At 32.9% G+C, this 17,581-nt stretch carries 17 protein-coding genes; 16 read left to right on the forward strand and 1 reads right to left on the reverse strand.

The features are described from left to right. The 16 genes from EHQ49_RS12725 to EHQ49_RS12800 form a co-directional block, all read left to right on the forward strand. Window positions 1–555, forward strand: a 555-nt coding sequence (locus EHQ49_RS12725) for an adenine nucleotide alpha hydrolase family protein (RefSeq protein WP_482793346.1), incomplete at its 5' end; no start/stop codon positions are given. Between the two features lie 17 nt (window positions 556–572). Further along, entirely contained in the window at window positions 573–1,190 is a 618-nt protein-coding gene (gene hisH, locus EHQ49_RS12730; RefSeq protein ID WP_135580058.1) for an imidazole glycerol phosphate synthase subunit HisH, read from the forward strand. Continuing rightward, window positions 1,191–1,970, forward strand: coding sequence for an AglZ/HisF2 family acetamidino modification protein (locus EHQ49_RS12735; RefSeq protein WP_135580060.1), 780 nt, complete (start codon window positions 1,191–1,193; stop codon window positions 1,968–1,970). Between the two features lie 34 nt (window positions 1,971–2,004). Beyond that, on the forward strand, window positions 2,005–3,039 hold the full coding sequence (locus EHQ49_RS12740; RefSeq protein WP_135580062.1) for a polysaccharide biosynthesis protein: 1,035 nt from the start codon (window positions 2,005–2,007) through the stop codon (window positions 3,037–3,039). Between the two features lie 19 nt (window positions 3,040–3,058). Beyond that, on the forward strand, window positions 3,059–4,174 hold the full coding sequence (wbjC, locus tag EHQ49_RS12745) for a UDP-2-acetamido-2,6-beta-L-arabino-hexul-4-ose reductase (protein WP_135580064.1): 1,116 nt from the start codon (window positions 3,059–3,061) through the stop codon (window positions 4,172–4,174). After that, window positions 4,171–5,301: a non-hydrolyzing UDP-N-acetylglucosamine 2-epimerase gene (wecB, locus tag EHQ49_RS12750; protein ID WP_135580066.1), complete on the forward strand. Its 1,131-nt coding sequence runs from the start codon at window positions 4,171–4,173 to the stop codon at window positions 5,299–5,301. Before wbjC ends, wecB begins: the two co-directional genes overlap by 4 nt. Before the next feature lie 22 nt (window positions 5,302–5,323). Next, on the forward strand, window positions 5,324–6,538 hold the full coding sequence (locus EHQ49_RS12755) for a glycosyltransferase family 4 protein (RefSeq protein ID WP_167483009.1): 1,215 nt from the start codon (window positions 5,324–5,326) through the stop codon (window positions 6,536–6,538). A 2-nt stretch (window positions 6,539–6,540) separates the two neighbouring features. Beyond that, window positions 6,541–7,812, forward strand: coding sequence for an exopolysaccharide biosynthesis polyprenyl glycosylphosphotransferase (locus tag EHQ49_RS12760; protein ID WP_135580068.1), 1,272 nt, complete (start codon window positions 6,541–6,543; stop codon window positions 7,810–7,812). 148 nt (window positions 7,813–7,960) lie between these two features. Next, a complete protein-coding gene (locus EHQ49_RS12765) occupies window positions 7,961–9,163 on the forward strand; it encodes a hypothetical protein (RefSeq protein ID WP_135580070.1) in 1,203 nt (400 codons plus the stop codon). 2 nt (window positions 9,164–9,165) lie between these two features. After that, the gene (locus tag EHQ49_RS12770) at window positions 9,166–10,458 is read left to right on the forward strand and encodes an O-antigen polymerase (protein WP_135580072.1); all 1,293 of its coding nucleotides are present in this window, start codon (window positions 9,166–9,168) and stop codon (window positions 10,456–10,458) included. Next, window positions 10,455–11,744, forward strand: coding sequence for a flippase (locus EHQ49_RS12775; RefSeq protein WP_135580074.1), 1,290 nt, complete (start codon window positions 10,455–10,457; stop codon window positions 11,742–11,744). The genes EHQ49_RS12770 and EHQ49_RS12775 overlap by 4 nt, the downstream gene beginning before the upstream one ends. A gap of 9 nt (window positions 11,745–11,753) precedes the next feature. Beyond that, window positions 11,754–12,863 (forward strand): glycosyltransferase family 9 protein, encoded by a 1,110-nt coding sequence (locus EHQ49_RS12780; RefSeq protein ID WP_135580076.1) that lies wholly within the window; start codon window positions 11,754–11,756, stop codon window positions 12,861–12,863. Then, window positions 12,860–13,768, forward strand: a complete 909-nt coding sequence (locus EHQ49_RS12785; protein WP_135580078.1) for a hypothetical protein — start codon at window positions 12,860–12,862, stop codon at window positions 13,766–13,768. Before EHQ49_RS12780 ends, EHQ49_RS12785 begins: the two co-directional genes overlap by 4 nt. Window position 13,769: 1 nt before the next feature. Beyond that, window positions 13,770–14,729: a hypothetical protein gene (locus EHQ49_RS12790; RefSeq protein ID WP_135580080.1), complete on the forward strand. Its 960-nt coding sequence runs from the start codon at window positions 13,770–13,772 to the stop codon at window positions 14,727–14,729. A gap of 103 nt (window positions 14,730–14,832) precedes the next feature. Further along, a complete protein-coding gene (locus tag EHQ49_RS12795) occupies window positions 14,833–15,825 on the forward strand; it encodes a hypothetical protein (RefSeq protein WP_135580082.1) in 993 nt (330 codons plus the stop codon). Next, the gene (locus tag EHQ49_RS12800; protein ID WP_135580084.1) at window positions 15,815–16,579 is read left to right on the forward strand and encodes a glycosyltransferase family 2 protein; all 765 of its coding nucleotides are present in this window, start codon (window positions 15,815–15,817) and stop codon (window positions 16,577–16,579) included. The genes EHQ49_RS12795 and EHQ49_RS12800 overlap by 11 nt, the downstream gene beginning before the upstream one ends. Window positions 16,580–16,730: 151 nt before the next feature. Here EHQ49_RS12800 and EHQ49_RS12805 read toward each other — a convergent pair whose 3' ends face one another. Next, complete coding sequence (locus tag EHQ49_RS12805) at window positions 16,731–17,555, reverse strand: rhamnan synthesis F family protein (RefSeq protein WP_167483010.1); 825 nt, start codon at window positions 17,553–17,555, stop codon at window positions 16,731–16,733. Window positions 17,556–17,581: the final 26 nt, after the last annotated feature.

A 17,581-nucleotide genomic window follows, 5' to 3' on the forward strand; every position in this document is an offset into this window, starting at 1 on the left:
GATTTAATCCATATTAAAGATATTATTCAAAGATTTGGAACAATTCCGATGCAGACTTATCCCTTTAGTTCTGTATATAAACATAAGATATATCAGAAATATATAAAAGGTATGAAGGTATTGAAACCTTTGAACTTTATGCCTTATACAAAAAAGATAGCAACGGATTTATTGGAGAAAGAATACGGTTGGAAATCTTATGGACAAAAACATTTCGAGTCAAGATTTACCAGGTTTTATGAAGGATATTGGTTACCCACACGATTCAATTTTGATGTCAGAAGAAATCAGTTATCTAGTTTAATTTTAACAAATCAAATGACGAGAGAGGAAGCCCTCGAAATATTAAGTAAGCCAGCTTATGATTCAGAGACCATTAAACAGGATTTTGAATTTATTGCTTCTAAATTAGGAATTTCCGCTGATGAGTTGGATCATTATCATAAGATGGATTTGAAATTCTATTGGGATTATAAAAATGATCATAAGAGATTGAAGTTTATCGAAAAAATGATTACTTTGTTAAACTTGGGCAGAAGAGGTGGTGCTTTTTAAAAGCAGGACTAAATTTTATGCTTACAATTATTGATTATGGATTAGGGAATATACTTTCCTTCCAGAATGTTTACAAAAGAATCAATATAGAAACCAGGATTGCAAAATCCGTCGATGATTTAACGGATGCATCTAAATTAATTCTTCCCGGGGTTGGTGCCTTTGATCACGCTATTGACTTATTAAATGAATCTGGTATGCGGAACAAGATAGAAGAGTTGGTTTTTGAAAGAAAAATTCCTATCGTTGGAATTTGTGTGGGGATGCAAATTCTTGCAAACTCTAGCGAAGAAGGTGTGAAACCTGGATTAGGTTGGATACCAGGTCGGGTAAAGAAGTTTAATTTTAATAAATTAGAAAAAAAATATCCGATGCCTCATATGGGTTGGAACGATGTTTTACCAAACGCAAATGGATTTCCACTGTTTCGTGGATTAGAGTCAGACTCTCGTTTTTATTTTTTACATTCATATTATTTCGAATGTGAAGATTCAAATCATGAAATTTCAAGAACTGAATATGGGACTTCTTTTTCAAGTAGTGTGAATAGGGGTCATATCTTTGGCGTTCAGTTTCATCCAGAAAAAAGCCATCACTATGGCCAAATACTTTTAAAAAATTTTGCAGAGTTATAAATGCTTCGACCAAGAATTATTCCTTGTTTGTTGGTAAAAGATGGCGGGCTTGTGAAAACCCAAAAATTTTCCGAACCTAAATATGTGGGTGATCCCATAAATGCTGTAAAAATTTTTAACGAAAAAGAAGCCGATGAATTGATGGTAATCGATATTGATGCCACACGACTTCGTAAAGATCCTGATTTAAAGTTATTACAAAATCTCGCCAATGAGAGTCGTATGCCTTTATGTTATGGGGGCGGGGTAAAATCTGTAAAACAAGCAAAAGCAGTCGTTTCTATGGGAATTGAAAAAGTTGCTGTAAGTTCTATTGCAGTAGAGAACCCTAATATCATTTCTAATATTGCCGAAGAGATCGGAAGTCAAAGTATTGTCGCTGTACTCGATATAAAGAAAAAAACGTTAAGTTCTAATTATGATATTTGGACTCATAATGGAACCATAAATTCGAAGTTAGATCCTGTTGAGTTTTCCCAACGGCTTCAAAGTTTAGGTGTTGGCGAAATCATTATTAATTCCATAGACAATGATGGGATGATGAAAGGTTTTGATTTTCCTATCTTTGAAAAAATTTATAGTCACCTAACGATTCCGATGACAATTATGGGGGGTGTCGGCAGTTTTTCTGATATAGAGCAAGCGATTCAAAAATTTGAGTATATCGGTGTCGGTGTAGGAAGTTTCTTTGTTTTTAAGGGAAAGTTTCGGGCGGTTTTGATCAACTATCCAACCATAGAAGAAAGAGACCAAGTGATATTGAAAAATCATCATAGATAAAAATGTAAATTTTAAATTGGAATTAATCACAAACATGTTCAACAACGCAACATTACTCATCACTGGCGGAACCGGTTCTTTCGGGAAAGCAGTTCTTAACCGTTTTTTGCTCTCAGATATAAAGGAAATCCGAATTTTCAGCCGAGATGAGAAAAAACAGGATGACCTTCGAAAAAAATACAACGACCCAAAGATAAAATTCTTTTTAGGTGATGTTAGAGATATTCAATCTTTGTATGGAGCTTTCCGGGATGTTGATTATATCTTTCATGCTGCCGCTCTGAAACAAGTTCCCTCTTGTGAGTTTTATCCGATGGAAGCGGTTAAAACAAATGTAATCGGTACCGAAAATGTAATCCATGTCGCCGAACAGATGGGAGTTCGTAAGCTGATTTGTCTTAGTACAGATAAAGCGGTGTATCCCATTAACGCAATGGGGATATCAAAAGCTTTGATGGAGAAGGTGATGGTCGCAAAAGCACGTACCTTAAGTGATAACAAATTAATGGTTTGTGGAACACGTTATGGTAATGTGATGGCATCAAGAGGTTCAGTCATTCCGCTATTTGTGGATCAAATTTTTTCAAAGCGACCGATTTCCATCACGGATCCTAATATGACTCGTTTTATGATGACTTTGGAGGATGCAGTCGAATTGGTTCTGTATGCATTTCAAAACGGAAGTAATGGAGATATTTTTGTTCAAAAGGCACCTGCTGCAACTATTGAAGTCTTAACTAAGGCAATTTTGGATCTGCTTAAAAAGAACGATCATGAGATCCAGGTAATTGGTACTCGTCATGGCGAAAAACTTTATGAAACTCTACTGAGTCGGGAAGAAATGGCTTCGGCTATTGATGAAGGGGATTATTTCCGAGTTCCTCCAGATCTTAGAGATTTAAATTACGGTAAGTTTGTCGATCAGGGTGAAAAGGAAATTAGTATATCGGAAGACTATAATTCCCACAATACGAAACGATTAAATGTTGAAGAAATGAAAACTCTACTTTTGAAATTAGATTTTATTAGAAATCTTGTAGATGGAAAACTATCGGAACCGTGGGATTAAAAACTAGGAAAACATTGCATTGAAAGTTCTAATTACTGGTTCAGAAGGATTTATCGGGAAAAATCTTCATCTTTTTCTTGCAGAAAAGAAAGAGCTACAATTGTTTCTGAGTTCTCGAAACACTAGCGAGGTAGAACTAGATTCTTACTTACGTGAGGCTGAAGTAATTTTTCATTTAGCTGGTGTAAATCGTCCTAAGGCAGAAAAGGAATTTGAGGAAGGTAACACTAATTCAACAAAGCAGATTGTCGAAAAACTTACTTCAATTAATAAAAATACTACAATTATATATGCTTCATCGGCTCAAGCTGGTATAGACAATCCGTACGGAAGATCGAAAAAACAAGCGGAAGAAATTTTGTGTGAATACCAAAAGAAAACAAACGCAAGGGTTTTGATTTACCGTTTTCCGAATGTATTTGGAAAATTCGCAAAGCCAAACTATAATTCAGTAGTAGCAACTTTTTGTCATAATATTTCCAGGGCATTGCCAATTGAAATTCATGATCCCTCTAAAGTCCTAAACCTTGTTTTTATTGATGATATATTAAGTGAATTTTATCAGCGCTTAGTTCATTCAACGGAAAGTCGCGAACTGTATCCTTCGATATCTCCTGAATATACCACAACACTCCAGGAATTGGCAGATACGCTTTATCGCTTTGAAAAAGTAAGAACATCACTTCATATATCATCCGTAGGAACCAACTTCCAGAGAGCTCTTTATTCTACATTTATTAGTTATATGCCCATTAACGAATGCCAATATAACATACCTTCTTATGAAGATCCCAGAGGGCGTTTTGTTGAAATGTTGAAGACTGAATCTTCTGGGCAGTTTTCCTATTTTACTGCTCCGCCTGGTATAACACGTGGTCGGCATTATCATCATACAAAAACGGAAAAATTTCTGATCATACAAGGGAAGGCGTTATTTCGATTTCAACATTTAGTAACTAAGGAATATTACGAAGTTAAAGTAGAAGGTGAAAAACCAATGATAGTAGATACTATCCCTGGTTGGACTCATGATATCACAAATATCGGAGATAATGAACTTATTGTAATGCTTTGGGCTAATGAAGTTTTTAATAGAGATTTACCAGATACTTTCGTCGCTGAAATAACAAAATGAACAAGTTAAAAGTTTTTACGATTATTGGAACAAGGCCGGAGATAATTAGACTTTCTCGAGTGCTAAACGCATTAGACAAAGCATGTGACCATAAAATCATTCATACCGGGCAAAATTATGATTTTGAACTTAATGAAATTTTTTTTCAAGACTTAGGAATTAGAAAACCTGATTATTTTCTAGAAGCAGCTGGTGGTAATGGTGCTGAGACTATCGGAAATATAATCATTCGATTCGATGAGTTGTTATCAAATGATGTCCCTGATGCAATACTAGTGCTAGGTGATACGAATAGTTGTCTTTCTGTAATTCCTGCGAAGAGGCGTAAAATTCCAATTTTTCATATGGAAGCAGGAAACAGGTGTTTTGACTTGCGAGTACCTGAAGAGATAAATCGGCGAATTGTTGATCATACAGCTGATATAAATCTTACTTATAGTTCCATTGCTAGAGAGTATTTGTTACGCGAAGGTTTGCCTCCAGATCAGGTGATTAAAACTGGTAGTCCAATGTTTGAAGTTTTGAATCACTATATGTCTGGTATTCAGTCATCTAAGATATTGGATCAACTTAATTTAAAGAGCAAAGAATATTTTTTAGTATCTGCTCATAGGGAAGAAAACATTGATTCTGATCAAAACTTTAATTCGTTAGTAGATACTCTGAATACAATTTCCGAGAAATACAATTTTCCAGTGATTGTATCAACTCATCCAAGAACTCAAAAAAAGATAGATCGTTTAAATATAAATTTTCATAAAAATGTAAAACTTTTAAAACCACTCGGTTTTATGGATTATAACAAACTGCAAATAGAGTCAAAAGCAGTTCTTTCTGATAGTGGAACCATTACGGAAGAATCTTCTATACTTAAATTTTCTGCATTAAATATCCGGGAAGCTCATGAGAGACCAGAGGGAATGGAAGAAGCTGCAGTAATGATGGTTGGTTTAAACAAGGAACGCATTCTACAAGCACTTGAATTGTTAGATGATACGGGAGTTAATTATTTCGATAATTCTAGAGTCGTTAGTGATTATTCTATGCCGAATGTATCAACTAAAGTTGTGAGAATTATTTACAGTTATACAGATTATGTGAATCGGATCGTTTGGAAAAAGTATTAAGATCGGTTCTGAAATAAACTGAATGAAAGTTTTGATTATAGTTGATGATTATTTGCCAAAGAGCATCAAAGTCGCAGGAAAAATGATGCATGAACTTTCTTTAGAGTTCTTACATTTGGGAAATGTAGTCACAGTTGTTACTCCGGATCCTGACCAAACAGAATCAGTTACTTTTAGTGATCTTGAAGGCATTCAAGTCATTCGATTTCGTTCAGGAAAAATAAAGAATGTTTCCAAACCTATTCGACTTTTTAATGAAATTTTATTATCTTTTCGCGCACTCCGGGCTTTATCTCCTTGGTTAAAAAAAAATCCACACGATTTAATTGTATTTTATTCACCAACAATATTTTGGTCGGGTTTAGTCCGTTATCTAAAAGCCATTTGGAATTCTCATTCCTATCTGATCCTTCGGGATTTCTTTCCACAGTGGGTTATCGATAATGGAATTATTGGTAACCATTCAATACTGGCTTATTTGTTCCGATTTTTTGAGAGACGGCTTTATCGAATAGCTGATTGTATTGGAATCCAATCACCAGCGAATTTGAAATGGTTTAAGGAAACTTACGAAAGCAGTTTAAATACACAGCTATTATACAACTGGGCATCTCCTTTAGAAAAAAATAAAAATCAATTTTCAATTAACATCAGGGAAAAATACAATCTTCAGAATAAAATTATTTTTTTCTACGGAGGTAACATTGGTCAGGCCCAAGACATGAAGAACCTTCTTATTTTAGCGGAACGTATGTTGGTTTTTCCTAATGTTTGTTTTTTATTTCTTGGTGCAGGTGATGAATTCGAATTGGTTAAAGATACAATTTCTACAAAAAACTTAAGTAATTCTCTATTGTTTGGATCCGTTTCCCAAAGTGAATTTACATCTATCTTAAGCCAAGTTGATGTAGGTTTATTCACCTTACACCCTCGGCACAAAACACATAACTTTCCAGGTAAAATCTTGGGGTATATGCAGGTTGGAATTCCAATTTTAGGGGCCGTCAATTTAGGAAACGATTTGAAAAACGTGCTCGAAGCTGAGAATGCTGGATTGGTTTGCGTAGCAGGTGATCATGATAATTTATTTAAAAATGCACAGACCATGTTAGATCCAGAAACTCGAACTAAAATGGGAGAAAACGCTAAAAAGTTGTTGGAATCTACTTTTTCAGTAGCAACAACGGTTCATAAAATTCTTTCCACAACTAAAAATGAAAGCGGTGATAAAAACTAACAATGACTGAATACACTAGACGGCATTCTAGATGGTTTGAACAAATTCTCCTTAGTTATTTGTTCCAATTTTTTACAGGTGGAATTTTACTGATTGCCGTGACTGCCTTTCCTATTTGGGGATTTCAGTTTTGGAAATCGAATGATCCAAATCTAAATACTTCTTTAGTGTCTACTTTGACTGCTTTTTTCATTTCAACATTTTCTTTGAGGAAAATTTTTCGCCTGCCAGGATCAGAAACAGTTTCTTATGTAATTCCAGTGGCAACTCTCTGTTTTATAATTCCTATCCTTTATATACTTTTTGCGCGATTAACATATTCGATACAGATTATGTTAATCGGATATATTGTAACATTGGCTTGGTGTTATCTTGGTTTTTTTCTTGGTAGAAGGTATCGAATGGTTCGATACGCACTATTACCATTTGGTGAGGCAAGAGATTTTGGAACCGCGCACGGCGCTCTTTTTGAGGTATTGAAACTTCCGAGCCTCGAAAACCAACGTTTCAATGCAATCGTAGCAGATTTTTCTTCAAAGGAAATGCCTCCTGAATGGGAGAAATTTTTGGCAAGATGTACACTTTCGCGAATCCCTGTGTATTCAACAAAAAAAATTAAAGAGGCACTGACCGGGAAAGTTCAGATTAATCATTTATCTGAAAACGAATTCGGTAGTCTACTACCATCAAGTTTCTATGAGTTTGTAAAAAGACTGATAGATGTTTTTGCTGCGCTTGTAGTGATTCCATTCTTATTACCATTTATGATTTTGATCGCTTTTTTGATTAGAATTGAATCACCAGGGTCCGCTTTATTCATTCAGACAAGAATGGGGTTTCGGGGAAAAACTTTTAAGATGTTGAAATTTCGAACGATGTTTCAAGATAAAAAAGGTGGCGGATTTACTGGAGCAGAAGACGATCCGCGGATTACAAAAATTGGACGTTTTCTTCGTAAATACAGAGTTGATGAATTACCACAAATTATTAATGTTCTTTTAGGACATATGAGTTTCATTGGGCCGCGTCCTGAATCCTTCGACTTGTCGCAATGGTATGAAAATGATGTTCCATTTTTTGCTTACAGGCATGTTGTAAGGCCAGGAATTAGTGGATGGGCACAAGTAAACCAAGGTTATGCTGCAGAAGTTGATGGAATGAAAGTAAAATTAGAATATGATTTTTATTATATAAAGAATTTTTCATTTTGGTTGGATTTACTGATTACCTTTAAAACTGTTAAAACAATATTAACCGGCTTTGGTGCTAGGTAAACTTTTCGTGATGAAGATAAATGAGTTCTTTTCAATAAATTCAAATTTTCTGCATTTGTTTTTTGTTTTTTTTACTTCGTTCATTGTTCGTATTCTTTGGATCATAAATGTAGAATCATATCCTACAATGGATGGGTATGCATATTATTTGAATGCAGTGAAATTTGTGGAAACAGGAACCATTGACTATTATTGGCCAATGGGATATTCTCTTCTACTTTCAGTGCCCATAAAAATGGGCTTCGGTAATTTGTTTTATTTGAAGCTCATGAACGTTGCCATGTCATCAGGAACGGTTGTTTTTTGTTATTTGATTTCAATACGTTTTATTTTTAATAAAAAATTGCGGTTGGTTTCTGTTTTCTTTTTAATCTTTTATCCTGAATTTATCTTTTATAACTCCCTATTGTGGAATGAGACTGCCTTTATTTTCTTTTTATCACTTTTAGTTTATCTGTATTTAGAGCAAAAATATTTTTATTCTTCGGTTGTGTTTGCTTTATCATTATTTATTAAACCTGTTTTAATATTTTTTCCCTTGGTTTTAATTATTTTTGATAAAAGTGGCAGAAATAAGGTGAAATTGTTTTTTACATTATATGCCGCTGTTATTGTAATTCATTTGCCCTGGTCTTTTTATTTATATACTAAAACCAATCATCTTCATTTAGTTTCCTCAAATGGATCCACTAATCTATTTATAGGAAATAATAAATTTGCGACGGGTCATTATGACGAAGAGGGCTTGAAAAATTTGACCCAATTCCCATCGCAAGATTTAACTAAAAATGTTTTGGATTTTTGGTTCAATCAGTATCAAGATATTCCTCTTTTGGTAAGTAAAAAAATTGCATATTTAATATTTCCGATGCCAAGCCCTTGGGTTCCCTCTGTTGGAATTGGCACAAATCTTAACAGTGCTTTGCCTCGATACATTGAAAAAAAGGAGTTAGCTAAACTTCTTGTTATCTATCCTAATGATTCTATTCTATTTAACGAAAACTATGAAATGAATACAGTCCTAGGGGTTTATCAACTAAGGAAGGGAACAGATGATTTTACAAAATCGACTATTGCTGATAAACTTCTTTATGCAGGTATGTTCCAGTATGATTTGTCTACTGGTTTTGAAATTTTTTCTAATTTTTCATTTTGGCTTAACATTTTTTTAATTGCAGCTTTTCTGATTCGCATTGTCCTTTTTGGATTAAAAAGAAATTTGATATTTTTTATTCCATTATACTTTATTCTGTTTTATTCTATCTTTTTTGGAGATTTCCGATTTTTCCTTCCTGCTATGCCTTTTGTAATTATTGGAAATTTTGTCTCTAGACGTACCTTCCAAATTTAAATATGATTCTACTTACTTTTAGTTTCTATTTATTGCTTGTTGTGTTATTAACTTGGTTAAGCTCTCGTGGTATTGTTTTAATCCTGATCATTTCCTGGTGGGGGATTTGGAACTTTTTATCTTATTTTTCCATTTCTGGAATTCAGATTATCGATATAGATACTCAGTTTGTATATTTTCTTTTTTTCGCTTCTATAACAGCTGCATACATTTCTTTTGAAAGGATAAGTCAAAAATGGAAAAATAGAAGTTTTAATTTTTCAAATGTAAAGTCTTTATATAAGATTTTGTTTTGGTTGGCTATCTGTGTTCTTTTGCCTGTTCAGATTTTTTTTGTTTTTCGAGCGATCTATATATTAACCTTTATTATGCCTCCCGGGATGTATCGAAATGATGTTTTTGGGCTGATTACAGGTACTTCCACTCTGTTCTTTAATTCAAATGCCCTGGCTTTACTTCATTCCCTAGTCATAGGTCCGTTTCAATACATATATCTATTTACAGGGCTATCATATTATTTGCTTAGAAGGAAACTTGGTTTAATTCTAATTGGTGTAACCTTAATTATATTAGATGCAGTAATGATGTTTGGACGTTTCGGGTATCATTTCTTAATTGTTACTTTATTGTTCGGTTTGATTTTTACTGCCTACTTTAGTGGAATTTCTAAACTAACTCGTCATTCTTTAAAATTGATAGCTGCGTTTTCTTTTCTTGTTCTTTTTTCTCTTTTCATTACTTTGAATAAGGGAAATGAAGGAATGATAGAAATCCTTAAAACTTTTGTTGTTACTTACCACACGGAATCTTTTGCGATATTTGATTTAGAATTAAGAAACCCAAATTCAATACTGCATAACTATACTTACGGTTTATCGACAATTGGTGGGGTTGAGCGTTACTGGACACTAGTGTTGAATAAACTATCTTATCCAATAGTTTCCCAAACAGACATTGTGGGTGCCTATCTTCATCAAAATTTTGTAATTGGCCAGGATTCCTATGGAAGACCACTTTTGTTCAACGCATTTGGTTCAATTTTTTTTACAATGTACCGAGATGGTGGTTTAGTAGCGATTTTTGGTTTTGGCACTATTTTTGGTTTTTTATTATCCTATTATTCAATATCGATTAACACTAGGGACCCATACCGATTTTCAATGTTATTAGGGTTAGTTTATATTCTCATATATGGAATATTTCAGCCCAGTACTCTTGGGCCAATGTTACCGGCTTTTGTTTTCATTTTTCTCTTACATCTTTGCTCCCAAATTTATTCCAGAGTCAAAGATTGAAGTTAATTTTTCAAAACAGTATTTGGCTTATCGCAGACAAGTTATTAAAGTTGTCTGTTGGTCTTTTTGTTAGTATATGGATCGTACGATATCTTGGCCCTGAGTGGTTTGGTAAATTTAATTATATTAATGCCATAATCGTACTTTTGGGGACACTAATTACTTTTGGTTCTGAGGGAATATTGGTCCGTATGTTTGTTTCCGAAGTGGAAAAACAGGAAGAGATATTATCTGCTTCGTTTTCGATTTTCCTTGTTTTTGGTTTTGTTTCATTTATCCTATCATTTTTTGTTATATGGATATTACGACCTACTGATGATTTGTATTTATTGACCTTCCTTTTATCTCTTCCTTCTCTTTTTAAATGTTTTTCGGTAGTTCGATATATTTACGAAGCAAAATTAGAAGTTCGGTATATAGTATGGATTGAAAATTTTATTTTTTTGGTTATCTCTGGAATTCGTATATTGATTATATTTTTAAATTTATCCTTTAATTTTCTTTTTTTAACTTTTGCCTTAGAAGGAATCATTACTTCGTTATCGATTTATTATTTTTATAATAGAAAGAAAAGTTTTTCACTGTTTCAGGTTTTAAACTCCGAACGAGTTCGAAAAATTCTAAATGATTCATTCCCATTGTTTATTGCGGGCCTTGCGATTATTGTCTACATGAAGATTGATCAAATTATGATTGGTTCGATGTTGGGTGATTCTGAGCTCGGAATTTATAGCGTTGGTGTTCGGTGGAGTGAATTTTGGTATTTTATTCCGATCGGCCTTTCTTCTTCTTTTTTTCCTGATTTGATTAAATTAAAAAATGAAAGCGCATCCAATTATGAGAAACGTTTTAAACTTTTACATGTAATTGTTTTTTGGATCGCCATTTTTGGAGCAGTCGGGATACAGTTTTTTTCCGAAACTTTGATTTTGTTTTTATATGGCGATTTGTTTTATTCATCCTCTTCGATATTAAAAATACATATATGGTCAGGTATTTTTGTGTTTTTAGGTGTTGCTGGTGGGAATTTCTTTTTAATTGAAAATCTGCAAAAGTACACCATTTGGAAAAGTTTGTTTGGTTTATTTGTGAACATAATTTTGAATTATGTATGGATTCCGAAATACGGAATTACAGGTGCTGCAATTGCGACATTGATTTCTCAATTTTGCGCCAGTACACTTTTTCTTGTTTTTTTCAAAGAATTAAGACCACTTTTGAAACTTCAATTTTCGGTTTTTTTCGTTTGGAATATAAACATAACTTCTTTGAAATCAATTAAGTAAATTAGATCGATGATTAAAAAAATTAGCATATTATTAAGCAAAATCACTAGAGTTTTTTCTATATTTAGTTCAGAGTACATTCTTGTTTGTAAACTGGATTCGATTGGGGATTATATATTATTTAGAAATTTCCTGCTACCTTTTAAAAAAACTTCATTTGTTCAAAATAAAAAGATACTATTAGTAGCAAACAGTTCTTGGAAATCGATCTATGAAAAATACGATAATGAATTTGCTGAAAAAGTTATTTGGGTGAATGTTGAAAGAATTATTAAGAATCGAGCCTACAGACTTTTGATTCTTCTAAAGCTTAATTGTTTTAAAATTCATACCGTAGTTCAACCAACGTTTTCTAGAGATAGTATCGTCGATTTTCTTTTATTGTCATTGTCCTCCAAACGTAAAATTAGTCAAAAAGGAGATGATTTGAATTATTTAACTGAATTTAAGTTAGCTGCTGATCAAAAGTATGATACATTGATCAACGAAGCCTCCAGAAATCAGTTTGAGTTTGACAGAAATCGGAATTTTTTTTCGCAGCTCGATAAATCATTATCTAATATTCAGCTTGATCTTCCTTTTAAAAAATCGGTGGTTGAAAAGAAATATATTTCATTTTTTATTGGTGCGAGTGCTACGTTTAGACAACTTTCTCTTGATAACCTTTTGTTTATTATTAAACAACTTCTTGATTTTACCGATTTTGAAATTATCATTTTAGGTGGAAAACGGGAATTAGAACACGGTGAAATTTTGTCTGGGATTTCACCAAGAGTTGTCTCTCAGTGTGGTCGAACTACTTTAGTGGATACAATTGATTTAATTGGAAACTCAAAAGCAGTGCTAACTATGGATTCTAGTGGATTACATATGGCCATGGCTTCTAAAGTTGCAAAAGTATTTTGTTTTTCTAACGGAAATCATATCTTTCGATTCGTTCCATATCCAGAGAGTTATAAACAATTGAAAGTTTTTTTCCCTCCTCTAATTCAAAAGAATTTAAGCTCTGAGAAAGAAACTTTATACCAATCTTTTTCTCGCGGTTCTGTGATCCCGATCAATACAATAGATTTTAAGTCCCATGTGGAAGAAATTATAAACGAGTTAAATGCAATATGAAGTTACCTGTTCTATTAATTGGCTTTAATCGACCGGATTTAGCTGAAGTTACGTTAAATAGAATTGTAGAATATAATCCATCTAAAATATATTTTGCAGTAGATGGTGCGAGATCTGATAAACCAAAGGAAGCTGCAAAAGTTCTTGAGGTTCGTAATCTTTTAAAAAAAATTCCCAATTCTATTCCTACAGAAATTCGGTTTTCTGATCAAAATCAAGGTTGCCGTTTAGGTGTTTCATCAGCAATTTCCTGGTTTTTTGAAAATGAAGAGATGGGTGTTATTCTAGAGGACGATTGTTTTCCCGATTTATCCTTTTTTTCCTTTTGTGAAGAACTACTTTTGCGTTACAAAGATGATCCAAAGGTTGGTATGATTTCAGGTGTTAATTTTTTTTATAATCAAATTACTCTAAAGGAGTCATATTTTTATTCAAAATACTTTCATATTTGGGGTTGGGCAACCTGGAGAAGGGCTTGGAGTGGTTATAAGTCTGATCAACTAAAGATATCGGAGATTGATTCGGTACTTAAAAAATATTTTAGTGGGACAAGGGCTCGGAAAACTTGGAAGTTTTGGATAGAAGAATCTTCTATTGGTAAGGTCGATACATGGGATCATCAATGGTCATACCATAATTGGAAAGAAGGAAGGATTTCTATTATGCCTTCTAAAAATTTGGTTCAGAATTTAGGTTTTCGAGAAGACGGAACTCATACTATTGACCAAAATTCAAGTTTTGCAAATTTAAAATTAGAACAGATACAGTATCCTTTAATACATCCAACTCAATTAATTCTCAAAGATTTTTTCCATAACTTTGTCGAGATATATTACTATCCGTCGAGAATTAAAAAGCTGATACTGAAAATAAAGATATATATATATAATATAATTGGAAATTAGAATGGGATTGATTAAACAAATTTTAAGAAAATTGGTAAGACCTTTGTTGGGTGAAGTTCTAGAAAAACAATATCAACTCATTGAAAAAATTGAAAATCTGCATATTTCAATCGGAGAGTTACAATCAAGATTAAATCAAAATACGGATCACCAAAGTTTTACAAATAGTGGATTTAAAGTATTTTCACAATGGGATGAAGATGGCCAAATAGATTTTATTATAAATAGAATTCCTGAAATGCCAAAATCGTATATTGAATTCGGCGTAGAAAATTATTCTGAATCAAATACTCGTTATCTCATGATGAGTCGGCATTGGGATGGCCTTATAATCGATGGATCTAAAACTAATATTGATTATATTCGAAAACAAAATTACTTTTGGCAAAATTCTTTACGGGCGGTAAATGCCTTTATTACAAAGGAAAACATTAATTCTTTGATTTTAAATAATGATTTTTCTGGTGATATTGGAATACTGAGCGTGGATATTGACGGAAATGATTATTGGGTTTTAGAACAAATCAATTGTGTTACACCCGTTTTGGTAATTGCGGAAATTAATAATTTATTTGGTCCTGAAAAGAAAATTTCTATACCTTATGATCCGAATTTTCAAAGATTTAACGCTCACTATTCTGGATTGTATTATGGAGCTTCCTTGCCAGCGTTTACCGGTCTTATGGATCAGAAAGGTTATCAATTGATTGGTTGCAATAACATTTGTAATAATGCATTTTTTGTCCGAAATGATTTTGCTGGAAGGTTTCAGGTGAAATCAGCGAAAGAGGCATATTCGCTGAATCCTGCCAGGGAATCAAGAGATGAAAACGGAAATCTTTCTTACGCCACAGGCTCTGCAAATCAAATTGATATCATTGCAAATTTACCTATTTTTAATTTTGAAACCGACTCCGTGGAAAAAATAGGCATGTTACTTGGTAGAAAATTGCAATTGTAGTATTTAAAAATAATACGATCAATTTCGTTATCTAACCCAAAAACCATTTGTTTGTAATTAGAATGAAAACTCTGAATTGGTTGATTAGGTAAACTTAAATACAATGTTACAGATTAAAAATTTACATATCAGAGATTTTATATTTAAAATCGGATTGATTCTTGGGTTTGTTGCAATCGCTTTACTTTTTACTGGCTTACATAACCAATTGAATTTTAATTTTATCGGCCATGATAATTTTCTTTCTCATGATTATGGGAAACCATTCGTTTCCAGAGCGTTGACAAGTTGGATTGGTCAATATATCAAAGGAAAAACAGATTATACATCGGAAGAAATTGTTTATTTTCTTGAGTTTGTTGGGCATTTTTCAATTTTTTTCTCATATTATCTATACTCAAAGTTATACGGTAGTAAAGAGTTTGCGCTCGTATCTACTGTATTTCTGATGTTGTTAATTCCTTGGTTTTTATTTTTGCCAAGGTATATGCCATTGTATTTTTTGTATGATACATATTCGATTTTGTTTTGTATTCTTTTGTTGTTCTCGCTACAAACTCAGTCCTTTGTTACTTTTGCTTTTTTGATTGCCATAGCTACTTTGAATCGAGAGACTTCTTTGATATTTATTGTATGTTACTTTCTTGTGCATTGGAAATTTGGATCCCGATGGAAACTTTTGTTGAAGACTAGTTTCTTATTAGGTCTTTGGTTCGGAATCAAACTTTCTTTAAATTTCCTTTTTGCAGACAAGAGTGGTGCTGTTTATCAAGATCAGTATTGGTCTAATCTAAGTTTTTTTACATCGACTATGTATGAAATTCAGAATCCTAGTTTTTTTGAAGGTTATTACCGCTTGGCTTTTCTGATTTTTCCTTTTTTACTTTTATCTCCGTTTTATTTTAGAAATAATATTAAAATATTGCCTATCAGATTGCGGCGAATGCTTCCTGTTGGCTGGTTGGTTTTGATTGTATATTTGTATACCGCTAATATCTATGAATATCGAATATTTGCAGAATTTTTACCCCTTTATTCTTTGCCACTGATGATCATATTGAAAAATAGGATACTTTTGAATCTTAATGAAATCTAAATCTAAAACACCTAAAATATCAATTATCACAATTGTATTGAATAACAGAATTTTTTTGGACCATACAATACAAAGTGTAGCAAGTCAAGAGTTTACAAACTATGAATATATTATTATTGATGGGGGCTCTACAGACGGAACGAAAGAGCTAATAAAAGATTCAGAGAAGAAGATTGATTATTGGGTAAGTGAACCTGATCGCGGAATTTATGACGCTATGAATAAAGGTGCCAAACTTGCAAAGGGAGAGTGGCTTCTTTTTCTCAATGCTGGGGATAGATTTGCTAATCCTAAAGTTTTATCTGACATTTTTCAGTTAAATAATTTGAATACATACGATTTTATTTTTGGTAATTGGTATACGTGTAATTTACTCAAAACTCCGGATTTATTAATTCCTGGCACGGCAAGTTATGAGCGGGGAGCCATTTTACATCAGTCCGTAGTTTATAAAAAAAAATTACATGAAGTTTATGGTTATTATTTGTTAACGCCTAAACTAATCATTTCTGATTATATATTTTTTCTTTCCATTCCGAGAAATCTCGTATTTCATTTTGAACATCCTATTTCAATTAATGATAACACGGGAGTTTCGACTGCGCCTTGGTCTTATAAACAAAAGTTAGCAATTGATTATGTTTTTAGAAGGATAACTGCATTTCGATTGGTTGTCTTGTATTTGAAATTTCACATTCCTCGGTTTGATTTATATTTATCTAAGAAACTATCGGAATTATTTACAAAGCACTAAGGTTTAAATTCTTTGAGGCAACCGGATAGAGAATATATTCTGTCTGGTTAACTTTTGCAATTGTCGTCATTTTCGAACACCACTAAGGTGAGGAAACAGGAAAGACAAACATTAAAGAAGGATTGGATCCTTTAAAAGCATAAATCTTCGATCAGTTATTGAGAAGATCAATATGATTTATAGGATAGTATTGATTTGTTTCTAAAAGATCGTTGATTTCGTGAGTTAAATTTTTTGACAGAAGGGCTTTGATTAGATCCCTTTTTAGGAAAGGAAATCCATGTTCGGTGATGATTGTATTCCAGAATACATGGGTCGGGTTAATATAGTAAGTTTTGTCAGTGTTTGGACTTAATGAAATAAAGGGTATAAACACAGACATTTTAAAATGGTTTTTTTTCCAATATTTAGTGCCTCCGACTTCATACTCTAGAATGAGTAGTTTTTTCCATCGAGTTGGATAAAAAACAAATTGGTTCCAAAACCTTTCAAAAGCTTCCGATTTTAATACATTATTTTGGAAAACTAAAAAGTAACTCATTAAGTGGTAATCGAACTCGTAAGAGTCTGTAAGTCCCCAGACATCTATATCTGTATTTACGAATTTTGAAAAGATTGGTTGAAGAGGTGTTAGAGGACCATACACACTATCATTCGTTAGAACAATTTGTTCATATGATTTCCAGTCTTTTGTTTCTGATAACCCAACTTTCCAGGAACCAAAATCATAACCGAAGTTTTCTCTCCAGATATATTGTTTTATGAAAGGCCGAATGGATTCGATTTCTTCTGGTAGTGAAATTGGAGATGTATCAATTAATACAATATCGGATCCAAGCTCGTGTAATTTACGTAAATAAAATGTTAAATTTTTGGAAACTTTTCCAGTTGTACTAAAAGTAGAAAACAAAACCAATCGATTGAATTGTTTTTCACGGAATACCGTGTTTACATAGATTTCCGGGACGACAGCCAAAAATATTCTTCGGAATAATTTTGACT

The organism is Leptospira perdikensis, assembly GCF_004769575.1.
GTDB classification, from domain to species: domain Bacteria; phylum Spirochaetota; class Leptospiria; order Leptospirales; family Leptospiraceae; genus Leptospira_A; species Leptospira_A perdikensis.

What these genes read in the sequence shown, in the direction of transcription:
- wecB (WP_135580066.1), top strand. Translation starts at nt 4,171, where the DNA reads ATGAACAAGTTAAAAGTTTTTACGATTATTGGAACAAGGCCGGAGATA.
- EHQ49_RS12780 (WP_135580076.1), top strand. Translation starts at nt 11,754, where the DNA reads ATGATTAAAAAAATTAGCATATTATTAAGCAAAATCACTAGAGTTTTT.
- EHQ49_RS12790 (WP_135580080.1), top strand. Translation starts at nt 13,770, where the DNA reads ATGGGATTGATTAAACAAATTTTAAGAAAATTGGTAAGACCTTTGTTG.
- EHQ49_RS12740 (WP_135580062.1), top strand. Translation starts at nt 2,005, where the DNA reads ATGTTCAACAACGCAACATTACTCATCACTGGCGGAACCGGTTCTTTC.
- EHQ49_RS12800 (WP_135580084.1), top strand. Translation starts at nt 15,815, where the DNA reads ATGAAATCTAAATCTAAAACACCTAAAATATCAATTATCACAATTGTA.
- EHQ49_RS12755 (WP_167483009.1), top strand. Translation starts at nt 5,324, where the DNA reads ATGAAAGTTTTGATTATAGTTGATGATTATTTGCCAAAGAGCATCAAA.
- hisH (WP_135580058.1), top strand. Translation starts at nt 573, where the DNA reads ATGCTTACAATTATTGATTATGGATTAGGGAATATACTTTCCTTCCAG.
- EHQ49_RS12785 (WP_135580078.1), top strand. Translation starts at nt 12,860, where the DNA reads ATGAAGTTACCTGTTCTATTAATTGGCTTTAATCGACCGGATTTAGCT.
- EHQ49_RS12760 (WP_135580068.1), top strand. Translation starts at nt 6,541, where the DNA reads ATGACTGAATACACTAGACGGCATTCTAGATGGTTTGAACAAATTCTC.
- EHQ49_RS12795 (WP_135580082.1), top strand. Translation starts at nt 14,833, where the DNA reads ATGTTACAGATTAAAAATTTACATATCAGAGATTTTATATTTAAAATC.
- EHQ49_RS12770 (WP_135580072.1), top strand. Translation starts at nt 9,166, where the DNA reads ATGATTCTACTTACTTTTAGTTTCTATTTATTGCTTGTTGTGTTATTA.
- EHQ49_RS12735 (WP_135580060.1), top strand. Translation starts at nt 1,191, where the DNA reads ATGCTTCGACCAAGAATTATTCCTTGTTTGTTGGTAAAAGATGGCGGG.